This is a genomic window from Kocuria dechangensis (genome assembly GCF_014636775.1).
In the GTDB taxonomy this organism is placed as follows: domain Bacteria; phylum Actinomycetota; class Actinomycetes; order Actinomycetales; family Micrococcaceae; genus Kocuria; species Kocuria dechangensis.
On record NZ_BMEQ01000002.1, the window covers coordinates 173,650 to 185,200 of the forward strand.

Sequence of the window (11,551 nt, forward strand, 5' to 3'; positions counted from 1 at the left end):
CCACCTCCTCCCCGAGATCCCTGCGGGCTCCTGCTGGGATTGTACGGACAGGAGGCTGACGGTCCCCGCCGACCCCCTGCCTATACTGGCCGCACGGCTACGGGAGGACCTCCATGACCGACATCGCCATCCGATTCGAGGGCGCCGGCAAGACGTACCCCGACGGGACGACCGCCGTCGAGGCCCTCGACCTGGAGATCCCGCGCGGGTCCCTCACGGTGTTCGTGGGGCCCTCCGGGTGCGGCAAGACCACCTCCCTGCGCATGATCAACCGGATGGTCGAGCCGACCTCCGGCACCGTCACCGTCGAGGGCCGCGACGTCACCTCCGTCCCGGCCCACGAGCTGCGCCGCTCCATGGGCTACGTCATGCAGCAGTCCGGGCTGCTCCCGCACCGCACCGTCGTCGACAACATCGCCACCGTCCCCCGGCTCAACGGCGTCCCGCGGCGGCAGGCGCGCGAGCGGGCGCGGGAGCTGCTGGCCACGGTGGGCCTGGACGCGTCGCTGGCCGGGCGCTACCCCGCGCAGCTCTCCGGCGGCCAGCAGCAGCGCGTGGGCGTGGCCCGGGCGCTCGCGGCCGATCCGCCGGTGCTGCTCATGGACGAGCCCTTCTCCGCCGTGGACCCCGTGGTGCGCCAGGACCTCCAGCGGGAGCTGCTGGACCTCCAGCAGCGCCTGCACCGCACGATCGTCTTCGTCACCCACGACATCGACGAGGCGGTCCTGCTCGGCAACCGCGTCGCCGTCTTCGCCGAGGGCGGCCGGCTCGCCCAGTACGCGACCCCCGAGGAGCTGCTCCGCGCGCCCGCCGACGACTTCGTGGCCGACTTCGTGGGCCGCGACCGCGGCTTCCGCTCCCTGACCTTCGTCCCCGCCCACGACCTCCCGCTGCACCCGGTCGCCGTCGTGCGCCCGGACGGCGCCGAGGGGGTCGTGGGCCCCGGGAGCGTCCCGGCCGGGGGCTGGGTCCTGCAGGTCGACGACGACGGCGCCCCGCGCGGCTGGCTGCGGCCCGGCGCCGGCGGCGCGCCCCTGGTGGGCGGCACCCTGCACCGGCCCGGCGGGTCCCTGCGCAGCGCCCTGGACGCGGCGCTCTCCTCGCCCTCGGGCCTGGCCGTCGCCGTCGACGACGCCGGCCGCGCCGTCGGCGTGCTGCGCGCGACGGAGATCGTCGCGGCGGTCGAGCGGGAGCGCCAGGCGCAGCCCTCGGGAACGGCGGCACCGTGACCTGGACGGCCGCCAACTGGCCCCACGTCCTGGAGCTCACCGGCGCGCACCTGGTCCAGTCCGTCCTCCCGGTGCTGCTCGGGGCGCTGGTCGCGATCCCGCTGGCCCGCCTCGCGGTGCGCAGCCGGGTGCTGCGGCCGGTGCTCGTCACGGGCTCCTCGCTGCTCTACACGATCCCGTCCCTGACCCTCTTCGTGGTCCTGCCCCTGCTGCTCGGCACGCAGATCACATCGGTGGCCAACGTGGTCGTGGCCCTGACCCTCTACGTGGTGGCGATCCTCCTGCGCTCCTCCGTGGACGCGTTCGAGGCCGTCGACCGGGGTGTCCTGCAGGCCTCCACGGCGATGGGCTACCGGCCGCTGCGGCGCTTCCTGACGGTCGAGCTCTCGCTCGCCGTCCCCGTGCTCGTGGCGGGCCTGCGCGTGGCGTCGGTCAGCAACATCTCGATGGTGAGCGTGGGCGCCGTGATCGGCGTCCAGTCCCTCGGCACCCTCTTCACCGACGGCCTGCGCCGCTCCATCGTCGAGGAGATCGTCGTCGGCATCGCCCTCACCGTGGTCCTGGCCCTGCTCCTGGACCTCCTGCTGCAGGGGCTGGGCCACGTGCTGACTCCGTGGCAGCGGGCCGGCTCCCGGTCGGTGACGACCCGCCTCCTCGCCCTGGGCCGGGGGGCCGCGGCATGAGCCTCCTGGCCTCCGCCCTCGCCTGGCTGGCCGACCCGGACAGCTGGTCCGGGTCCGGCGGCATCCCCACCCGGCTGCTCGAGCACCTGGCCTACAGCGGCCTGACCCTGCTGCTCGCCCTGGCCGTCGCGGTCCCGCTGGGCCTCTGGGTCGGCCACACCGGGCGCGGCAGCGGCGTCGTCGTCGCCCTGGCCGGGGCCCTGCGCGCCCTGCCGACCCTCGGCCTGCTCACCCTCTTCACCCTGCTGCTGGGGCTGGGCCTCATGCCCCCGGTCGTCGCCCTCGTCCTGCTGGCGGTGCCCCCGATCCTGTCGGGGGCGTACGCGGGGATCGCCAACGTGTCCCCGGCGCTGAAGGACGCGGGCACCGCCCTGGGGATGACCGGCGGGCAGGTGCTCGCCCGGGTGGAGCTGCCCACCGCCCTGCCCGTGATCCTCGGCGGGATCCGCAGCGCCGCCCTGCAGGTCGTGGCGACCGTGACCGTGGTCGCCTACATCAACCTGGGCGGCCTCGGCCGCTACCTCATCGACGGGCTGGCCGTGCGCGACTACTCCCGGATGCTCGGCTCCGTGGTGCTGGTGGCGCTGCTCGCCCTCGCCGTGGACGCCGTCCTGGCCCTCGTCCAGCGGCTGGCCACGTCCCCGGGCCTGCGCCTCGCCCCCTGACCGCCCGACCCCCGCTGCCCACGGCAGCGCCCGATCGAGTCCCGACCGACAGGAGAACGACCATGACCACCGCTCCCGCCCCCGCCCCCGCTCCCGCCCCCGGCCGCCGCCGCAGGTTCGCCGTGCCCGCCGCCGGCGCCGCCCTCCTCCTCGGGCTCACGGCCTGCGGCTCCGGGGAGGACCCGCTCGCCGGGGACGGCGGGTCCGCGACGGACGCCGCGGGGACCGTGACCGTGGGCTCCGCGGACTTCCCGGAGAGCCAGGTCGTGGCCGAGCTCTACGCCGGCGCGCTCGAGGCCGCCGGGATCGGGACGGAGACGAGCCCCGGCATCGGGGCCCGCGAGGCGTACGTGGGAGCGGTGCAGGACGGGTCCGTGGACGTGGTCCCGGACTACTCCGGGAACCTGCTGCTCTTCGCGGACCCCGAGGCCACCGCGAGCTCCGCCGAGGAGATCATGGCGGCCCTGCCGGAGGCGCTGCCCGAGGGCCTCACGGTGCTCGCGCCCGCCGAGGCGCAGAACAAGGACGCCATGGTCGTCACCCGGGAGACCGCCGACCGCTACGGGCTCACCAGCATCGCCGACCTCGCCGAAGTCTGCGACCAGCTGGTGATCGCCGGGCCCCCGGAGTTCGCCGAGCGCGCGTACGGCCTGCCCGGCCTCGAGGAGAAGTACGGCTGCGTGCCGCAGTCCTTCGAGCCGATCAACGACGGCGGCGGCCCCCTGACCGTCCAGGCCCTCCTCGACGGGGACGTCCAGGTGGCGGACATCTTCACGACGACGCCGGCCATCGCGGACAACGACCTCGTGGTGCTGGAGGACCCGGAGAACAACTTCATCGCCCAGCAGGTGCTCCCGCTGGCGGCCGAGGACCGGCTGCCGCAGGAGGCCGTGGAGGCCCTGGACGAGCTCTCCGGGAAGCTCACCACCGAGGACCTCGTCGACCTCAACCGCAAGGTCGGCGGGGACGACCCGATGAGCCCGGCCGACGCCGCGCAGGAGTGGCTCTCGGCCAACGGGTACTGAGCGGGCCCGCTGCACAGGCTTGTCCACACGTCGCCCCCGGGTCCCGCCCGGGGGCGACCCGCTTCCGGCCTGGGGTGATGCCGGTCCGGGGAGGGCTGTCCCGCACTGTCCCCACCCTCCGTCCACACCTGTGGAAAACTCTGTGCACAGCCGTGTGGAGGAACCGCCGGGGTCATCCGCTGAAATGCTCCCGGCGCATCAGTATGCTGAGATGCGGGCCGCCCCCACGTCCGCGGACGTGTGCGCGCCCGTCATCGATGAGGGCTCGTCGTCAAGGAGGATCTCGAGCTCGGACACCGCCCCGCAGGGGTGGACGACCGAGGGAGCAGCGTGCAGCACACCAGCCAGTCCGGGATCCCAGGACTCTCGCCCGAGAACCAGGCCCGCGTGATCACGGCGTGCGTGCGCCAGCAGCTCGCCCCGCACGTGCCGGAGGAGCTGCCCGAGGCCGACCGGCAGGCGTTCGCCGCCCGGTTCGACGCCCACTTCCCCCGGCTGACCCTGCTCTTCGCCCAGATCTACGGCCACCGCGAGGACTTCATGGAGGAGCTCACCGAGCTCGCCCTCCAGCTGCTCCGGTCCTGGGCCGAGCGCCCCGCCGACCTCAAGCAGCACGACGCCCGCCGCGAGCAGGACCCCGCGTGGTTCACCGGCCGCCAGATGCTCGGCGGGGTCTGCTACGTGGACCGCTACGCCGGGAACCTGCGGGGGATCCGGGAGCAGATCCCCTACTTCCAGGAGCTGGGCCTGACCTACCTCCACCTCATGCCCCTCTTCGAGGCCCCGGAGGGCAACTCGGACGGCGGCTACGCGGTCTCCTCCTACCGCCGGGTCGACCCGCGGCTGGGGACCATGGAGGAGCTCTCGGACCTGAGCCGGGAGCTGCGCCGGCACGGGATCAGCCTGGTCCTCGACTTCGTCTTCAACCACACCTCGAACGAGCACGACTGGGCCCGCCGGGCCGCCGCGGGGGAGAAGGAGTACGAGGACTACTACTGGATCTTCCCGGACCGCACCGTCCCGGAGCAGTTCGAGCGCACCACCCGGGAGATCTTCCCCGACGACCACCCGGGCTCCTTCACCCGGGTGCGCGCGGCCGAGGACGACCCGCGGTGGGTGTGGAGCACCTTCTACTCCTTCCAGTGGGACCTGAACTACACCAATCCCGCGGTCTTCCGGGCCATGGCCGCCGAGATGCTGTTCCTCGCGGCCCAGGGCGTCGAGGTGCTGCGGATGGACGCGGTCGCGTTCATCTGGAAGCAGCTGGGGACCGCGTGCGAGTCCCTCCCCGAGGCCCACGTCCTGCTGCGGGCGTTCAACGCGGTGTGCCGGATCGCGGCCCCGTCGGTGCTGTTCAAGTCCGAGGCGATCGTGCACCCGGACGAGGTGGCCCGCTACATCGAGCCCGGCCAGTGCCAGCTGTCCTACAACCCGCTGCAGATGGCCCTCACCTGGGAGGCGATGGCCACCCGCGAGCCGAAGCTGCTGGCGCAGGCGCTCGCGGAGCGGCACGCGCTCCCGCCCGGCACCGCGTGGGTGGACTACGTGCGCGGCCACGACGACATCGGGTGGACGTTCTCCGACGAGGACGCCGCCCGCCTCGGGGTGAACGGCCACGACCACCGGCGCTTCCTCAACGCCTTCTACACCGGCCGCGTCCCGGGCAGCTTCGCGGACGGCGTCCCGTTCCAGGAGAACCCGCGCACGGGCGACTGCCGCGTCTGCGGGACCACCGCCTCCCTGCTCGGCCTGGCCGCGGAGCCGGGGCCCGCGGTGGACCGGATCCTGCTGGCCCACTCCGTCGCCATGAGCACCGGCGGGATGCCGCTGCTCTACCTGGGCGACGAGGTCGGCCAGCTCAACGACCCCGCGTGGGACCAGGACCCCGACCACGCCGGGGACGCCCGGTGGGTGCACCGCCCGCCCCGCCCGGAGCAGGACTACGAGCGCCGCCACGACCTCTTCTCGGTCCAGGGCCGGATCTTCGGCGGCATCCGCCGGATGGTCGAGGTGCGCCGGAACGCCCCGGAGTTCGACGGCAACGCCCTGATCCCGTTCGACGCCCGCAACCCCCACGTGCTGGGCTACCAGCGCCCGGGCGCCAACACGGTGGTGCTGTGCCTGGCCAACTTCTCCGACTGGTCCCAGTTCGTCACCGGGGAGACCCTCTCCGGCTTCCTGCCCCAGGCCACCGAGCTGCACGGCCACACCGAGATCGACCTGCGCCACGGCGTCCTGCTGGACGCCCACGGATTCCTCTGGATCCGCGCCCTCCCGGTCCGCTGACCATGGGCGCGTGGACGGTGCTGGTGCTCTCCGGCGTTCTGGAGGCGGTGTGGGCGTCCGCCCTCGCCGCCTCGGACGGCTTCCGCCGGCCCCTGCCCGTCCTGGTGTTCGCGCTCTCGGCGGCCGTCAGCATGGCCGGGCTGGCCCACGCCATGACCGTCCTGCCCGTGGGAACGGCGTACGCGGTGTGGGTGGGCATCGGCGGGGCGCTGACCGCGGCCTGGTCCATGCTGACCGGCCGCGAGTCCGCCGCCCCGTTCAAGGTGCTCATGGTGCTCGGCATCATCGGCTGCGTGATCGGCCTCCGGCTTGTCGGCTGACCGCCCCCCGCGCTCCCGCGCCTGGGCGCTGCTGCTGGTGAGCGGCGTCCTCGAGGCGGTGTGGGCGACCGCCCTGGGCGCCTCGGAGGGCTTCGGCCGCCCGGGGCCCACCGTCCTCTTCGGGGCGGCCCTCGCCCTCAGCATGCTCACCCTGGCACGCGCCGCCCGCACGATCCCCATGGGCACCGCCTACGCCGTGTGGACGGGGGTCGGGGCGGTGCTGACCGTCGGCTGGGCTGCGGCCACCGGGGAGCAGGGGCTGTCCGTGCCGCAGGCCGTGTTCCTGGCCGGGATCGTGGCGTGCGTCGCGGGCCTGCGGCTCGCCGAGCGCCCGCTGCCGGAGGAGGGGGCCTCCGCCCCGCCGGCGGGCCCGGCGGACGGCCTCGCGGCGCCGGGGCGGACCGCCGGGCCCGGAGCGGGCCGGTGACCCCGCCGTCGGAGACGGCCGCCCGCCCCGCCGCGGCCCGGGGCCCCGGGGCGAACCTCATGCTCGTGCTGGTCTCCACCATGGCGGTGGGCCCGCTGCTCACCCACAGCCTCTCCGCCATGAGCCCCCTGGTGATCGCCGACCTGGGGATCACGGAGAGCCGGTTCGGGCTGCTCGCCGCCGTGACGTTCTTCGTCGCCTCGGTCACCGCCGTCCGGTCCGGGCGGTGGGCGGACCGGCTGGGCGCCCGCACGCTGCTGGTGATCATGTTCTGCGGGGCGGTGCTGTCCATGGTGCTCACGGCGCTGGCCCCGAACTACGGGGTGCTGCTCGCGGCCATGGTCCTCTCGGGCCTCGGCCAGGTCATGGCCAATCCCGCCACCAACCGGCTCATCCGCCTCCACGTGCCCGCACCGCGGCGGGCGAGCTGGCTGGGCGTCAAGCAGGCGGGCGTGCAGGCCGCGCAGCTCGTGGCGGGCCTGACCTTCCCCGCGCTCGGGCTGCTCCTCGGCTGGCGCACCGCCGTCCTCCTCGCCGCCGTCGTCACCCTCGCCCTGCTCGTGCACGGCTGGCTCACGGTCCCCGACAACCCCGGGGCCGGCCGGCCCGTCCCGCCGCGGGCCACCGCGCCCCCGGCGGGCACCGGGGCACGCGGGCGGCCCCGGGCGCCGCGCGCGCCCATGCCCCGCGTCGTCCACGCGTACGCCGCAGCCGCGGCCCTGACGGGGCTGGGGATGCAGGCGGCCAACGTCTACCTCCCGCTGTACGCCCACCGGGCCCTGGGGTTCGACGTGGTGGCAGCGGGCGCCACCGTGTCCGTCTCCGCGCTCGTGGGCATCGTCTCCCGCGTGGCGTGGGCGCGCGTCATGGGCCGCCCCGGGGCCGACGGCTTCGTGCTGCTCCTCCTCATGGCCCTGGGGGCGTCCGCCAGCGCCGTCCTCCTGCTCGTGGCGCCCCTGACCCCGGGCCTCGGCTGGCTCGTGTGGCCCGCGGCCGTGCTGCACGGCGCCGCGGCGCTCGCGGTCAGCGTGGTGGTGATGTCCGGGGCGATGCGCGCGGTGCCGGCGGAGCGGGTGGGCGCGTCGTCCGGCGTGGTGACCATGGGCCTCTACGCGGGGTTCTGCACCGGACCCCTGGTGATGGGCGGCCTGCTCCAGCTCACGGCGTCCTTCGCGGTGGGCTGGGGCGTGGTCCTGGCCTGCTATCTCGGCTGCGCCGTGCTGGCGGCTCTCGCGCGGGGCCGCGGCCGCCGGTGACCGCGGCGTCCCGGACGGCGACGGGGCGTGGTCCCGTCCGTCCCGGACCGGCAGACCCGTGCGTCCTCTCGTGACGCCGCGCTCCCGGAGCCGTCCACCGGTTTTCCCCGCGTTGTCCACAGCCGCCGTCCACAGGGTGGATAACTTCCACCGGTGGAATTACGCCCCCGCCGCGACGCTCGTTCCCCGTCCCACCGGGGGCGGGACCGCCGGCGCGGGACGAGGCGTACACTTGTTCGACTTCTGCACGGCGCCGTCCACACCTGTGGAGAACTTTCTCCACGGGCTGTGCACGAGAGCGGTGGTGACCGGCGAGTAGCAAATCGCTAAAGTAAATGTCTGCGCATGGGTCTCTGCTCCGTTCCGTGCGCACGGTCCGGGCCGTCCGGGCCGCCGGGGGGCGACACGGAGCGCGGGGGACACATGGCACAGGGTTCGGCAACCTTCCGACTGGTCGAGAGCGCGGTGGTGGGCGCCGATCCGCGCCTGGTGGAGCGCTTCCTCGTGGACCCCGGCTGCTTCGCCGCGTGGCGCCGCGGGGTGGCGGGGGAGGTCCGGGCGACCACCCCGGTGCTGCAGACGGGCACGGCCCTGGAGTTCACCGGGCGGGCGGGGCCGCTGCGCTTCCCCTACGTCGCCATCGTCTCCGAGTACGTCGCGGGCCGGAACCTCACCCTGCGCACCACGCAGGGGATCGTCGACCTGGTCGTGGACGTCCGCTGGGAGCCCGTCGCCGGCGGGACGCGGGTGGAGACGGTCGTCGACGGGCGGTGCACCGCGGCGAAGGCGTGGCTGGCCCCGATCGTGGAGAAGTACCAGGGGCGCAACATCCGCCTCAACCTCAGGAAGCTCCAGCACCTGCTGGAGACCGGGCGGTTCCGCTTCACGGTGCCGTCGCCGCTCAGCGACCATCCGCCGCGCTGCACGCAGGACCCTCCCCCCGACGTGTTCTGAGGTCGCCCGGCCGGCTCCTGCCGCGCCCGCCCGCCCGGCGGGGGCCGGCACCGTACGCTGGTGGCGGAACCTCCTTGACCCCCGCTCGCGCGCGGGACGAGGGTGGAACCACACGACAGCTATCGAAAGGATTCTCCTATGGCCGAGAAGTACACCCTTCCCGATCTTCCCTACGACTACGCGGCGCTCGAGCCCCACATCTCCGCGAAGATCATGGAGCTGCACCACGACAAGCACCACGCCGCCTACGTGGCCGGCGCCAACACCGCCCTGGAGAAGATGGCCGAGGCACGCGCCAAGGGTGACGCCGCGGCCGCGGCCAAGCTCTCCAAGGACCTCCAGTTCAACCTGGGCGGTCACGTGAACCACTCGGTGTTCTGGCAGAACCTCTCCCCCGAGGGCGGCGACAAGCCGACCGGCGAGCTCGCCGCGGCGATCGACGAGTTCTTCGGCTCCTTCGACGCCTTCCGCGACCACTTCACCGCCGCGGCCACCACGATCCAGGGCTCCGGCTGGGCGATCCTGGCCTACGAGCCCATCGGCGGGAACCTGGTCATCGAGCAGATGTACGACCAGCAGAACGGCGTGCCGGTCGCCACCATCCCGCTGCTGCAGCTGGACATGTGGGAGCACGCCTTCTACCTGGACTACCAGAACGTCAAGGCCGACTACGTCAAGGCCTTCTGGAACATCGTGAACTGGGCCGACGTCCAGCAGCGCTTCGACAACGCGCGCGCCGGCGGCAAGTCGATCATCTGATCACCGCCCCGCACGCCCGGCGCCCCGGCGCCGGGACACAGGACCCCCGGACCGCACGGTCCGGGGGTCCTGTGCCTCCCGGGACGCGTGGGCGCTCGAGGGGTCGTGAGCGGCCGCCGGAGGTCACACCCGTAACGTGGCGGTCAGCTCCGTAGGGCACAATGGCCGGGACCTATGACGCCCTCGACGAGGAGAGCACATGACCGACATGAACCAGCAGCAGGGACCGATCACGCACGAGGAGATCTTCGGCTACCACGAGGGCGGCAAGCTCTCGGTGGTGTCGAAGTCCCCGCTGAAGACCCGCCGCGACCTGTCCATCGCGTACACCCCCGGTGTGGCGGAGGTGTCCCGCGCCGTCCACCAGGACCCCGCCATGGCGAACACCCACACCTGGGCCGGCCGCCTGGTGGCCGTGATCTCCGACGGCTCCGCGGTGCTGGGCCTGGGCGACATCGGCCCCGCGGCCTCCCTGCCCGTCATGGAGGGCAAGGCCGCACTGTTCAAGGAGTTCGGCGGGCTGGACTCGATCCCGATCGTGCTCGACACCCAGGACGTCGACGAGATCGTGCGCACGGTCAAGCTCCTGCGCCCGAGCTTCGGCGCGGTGAACCTCGAGGACATCTCAGCCCCGCGCTGCTTCGAGATCGAGCAGCGGCTCATCGAGGAGCTCGACATCCCCGTCATGCACGACGACCAGCACGGCACCGCCGTCGTCGTCCTGGCCGCCCTGCTCAACGCCGCCCAGCTCGTGGGCAAGGACCTGGAGGGCCTGAAGGTCGTCATCGCGGGCGCGGGCGCGGCCGGGATCGCGATCACCGAGATCCTGCTGGCCCAGGGCATCGAGGACGTGGTGCTGATGGACTCCCGCGGGATCGTCTCCCGGGAGCGGGACGACCTCAACGCGATCAAGGCCGACTACGCGGGGCGCACCAACCCGCGCGGCCTCATCGGCGGTCCCAAGGACGCCCTGGAGGGCGCGGACGTGTTCGTGGGCGTCTCGGGCGGGAAGATCCCCGAGGAGTACCTGACCGAGCTGGCCGAGGACGCCATCGTGTTCGCCCTGGCCAACCCGGACCCGGAGATCATGCCGGACGTCGCGGCCAAGTACGCGACGGTGGTGGCCACCGGCCGCTCCGACTTCCCGAACCAGATCAACAACGTCCTGGCCTTCCCCGGCATCTTCCGCGGCGCGCTGGATGCCGGGGCGCGGCGGATCACCTCGCAGATGAAGCTCGAGGCGGCCCGTGCCATCGCGGCCATCGCCGTCGCCGACGGCCTGAGCGCCGAGCACATCGTGCCCAGCGCCCTGGACGACCGGGTCGCCCCGGCCGTGGCCGAGGCCGTGGCGGCCTGCGTGCGCGCCGACGCGCAGCGCTGAGCGCCTCGTCCGCACGGGGACGGCCCCGGTTCCCACAGGGAACCGGGGCCGTCCCCGTCCTGGCGCGGCGGGCTCAGGCGTAGAAGCGGTTGAGGAACGTCGCGACGACGGCGGGCCGCTCCTCGCCCTCGATCTCGATGACGGCGTCGACCACCAGGTGCACGCCGTTGCCCTTGATCTCCTGGACGTCGGTGACGGTGACGGTCATGCGGACGCGCGAGCCGACCTTCACGGGGGAGGTGAAGCGGACCTTGTCGAGACCGTAGTTCACCTTGGTCTTCACCCCGGTGACCTCGAGGAGCTCGGTCCACATGGGGATGAGCAGGGCCAGGGTCAGGAAGCCGTGGGCGATCGGGGCGCCGAACGGTCCCTCCTTGGCCCGTTCGGGGTCCACGTGGATCCACTGGTGGTCGTCGGTCGCGTCGGCGAACGTGTTGACCTGCTCCTGGGTGATCGTCCGCCAGGCGGAGTGCCCGAGGTTCCTGCCGGCCAGGTCCTTGACCTGGTCGAAGGGGACGACGGTCAGGGACTGGGGCTGTGCGGTGGGCTGGGACTGGGTCATGGCG

The 11,551-nt window shown here is 73.5% G+C and carries 12 protein-coding genes; 11 read left to right on the forward strand and 1 reads right to left on the reverse strand.

All coding sequences use genetic code 11. The annotated features are described in order from the left end of the window. Positions 1-113 precede the first annotated feature (113 nt). The 11 genes from IEW07_RS02990 to IEW07_RS03040 all read left to right on the forward strand — a co-directional run bounded on the left by IEW07_RS02990 (position 114) and on the right by IEW07_RS03040 (position 10,985). Positions 114-1,229 (forward strand): ABC transporter ATP-binding protein, encoded by a 1,116-nt coding sequence (locus IEW07_RS02990; RefSeq protein WP_188534350.1) that lies wholly within the window; start codon positions 114-116, stop codon positions 1,227-1,229. Then, positions 1,226-1,912, forward strand: coding sequence for an ABC transporter permease (locus IEW07_RS02995; RefSeq protein WP_188534351.1), 687 nt, complete (start codon positions 1,226-1,228; stop codon positions 1,910-1,912). The genes IEW07_RS02990 and IEW07_RS02995 overlap by 4 nt, the downstream gene beginning before the upstream one ends. After that, a complete protein-coding gene (locus IEW07_RS03000; protein WP_188534352.1) occupies positions 1,909-2,577 on the forward strand; it encodes an ABC transporter permease in 669 nt (222 codons plus the stop codon). Before IEW07_RS02995 ends, IEW07_RS03000 begins: the two co-directional genes overlap by 4 nt. Before the next feature lie 62 nt (positions 2,578-2,639). Continuing rightward, a complete protein-coding gene (locus IEW07_RS03005; protein WP_188534353.1) occupies positions 2,640-3,602 on the forward strand; it encodes an ABC transporter substrate-binding protein in 963 nt (320 codons plus the stop codon). Between the two features lie 402 nt (positions 3,603-4,004). Further along, positions 4,005-5,888 (forward strand): amylosucrase, encoded by a 1,884-nt coding sequence (locus IEW07_RS03010; protein WP_371870202.1) that lies wholly within the window; start codon positions 4,005-4,007, stop codon positions 5,886-5,888. A 2-nt stretch (positions 5,889-5,890) separates the two neighbouring features. Next, the gene (locus IEW07_RS03015; RefSeq protein ID WP_188534354.1) at positions 5,891-6,208 is read left to right on the forward strand and encodes a DMT family transporter; all 318 of its coding nucleotides are present in this window, start codon (positions 5,891-5,893) and stop codon (positions 6,206-6,208) included. After that, the gene (locus IEW07_RS03020) at positions 6,198-6,635 is read left to right on the forward strand and encodes a DMT family transporter (RefSeq protein ID WP_188534355.1); all 438 of its coding nucleotides are present in this window, start codon (positions 6,198-6,200) and stop codon (positions 6,633-6,635) included. The genes IEW07_RS03015 and IEW07_RS03020 overlap by 11 nt, the downstream gene beginning before the upstream one ends. Further along, complete coding sequence (locus IEW07_RS03025) at positions 6,632-7,891, forward strand: MFS transporter (protein WP_188534356.1); 1,260 nt, start codon at positions 6,632-6,634, stop codon at positions 7,889-7,891. The genes IEW07_RS03020 and IEW07_RS03025 overlap by 4 nt, the downstream gene beginning before the upstream one ends. Positions 7,892-8,314: 423 nt before the next feature. Beyond that, complete coding sequence (locus IEW07_RS03030; RefSeq protein WP_188534357.1) at positions 8,315-8,845, forward strand: SRPBCC family protein; 531 nt, start codon at positions 8,315-8,317, stop codon at positions 8,843-8,845. 138 nt (positions 8,846-8,983) lie between these two features. After that, positions 8,984-9,604, forward strand: a complete 621-nt coding sequence (locus IEW07_RS03035; RefSeq protein WP_188534358.1) for a superoxide dismutase — start codon at positions 8,984-8,986, stop codon at positions 9,602-9,604. Between the two features lie 199 nt (positions 9,605-9,803). Further along, on the forward strand, positions 9,804-10,985 hold the full coding sequence (locus IEW07_RS03040) for an NAD(P)-dependent malic enzyme (RefSeq protein ID WP_188534359.1): 1,182 nt from the start codon (positions 9,804-9,806) through the stop codon (positions 10,983-10,985). Positions 10,986-11,058: 73 nt separating this feature from the next. Here the strand turns inward: IEW07_RS03040 and IEW07_RS03045 are convergent, their stop codons facing one another. Further along, positions 11,059-11,547: a MaoC family dehydratase gene (locus IEW07_RS03045; protein ID WP_188534360.1), complete on the reverse strand. Its 489-nt coding sequence runs from the start codon at positions 11,545-11,547 to the stop codon at positions 11,059-11,061. Positions 11,548-11,551 lie beyond the last annotated feature (4 nt).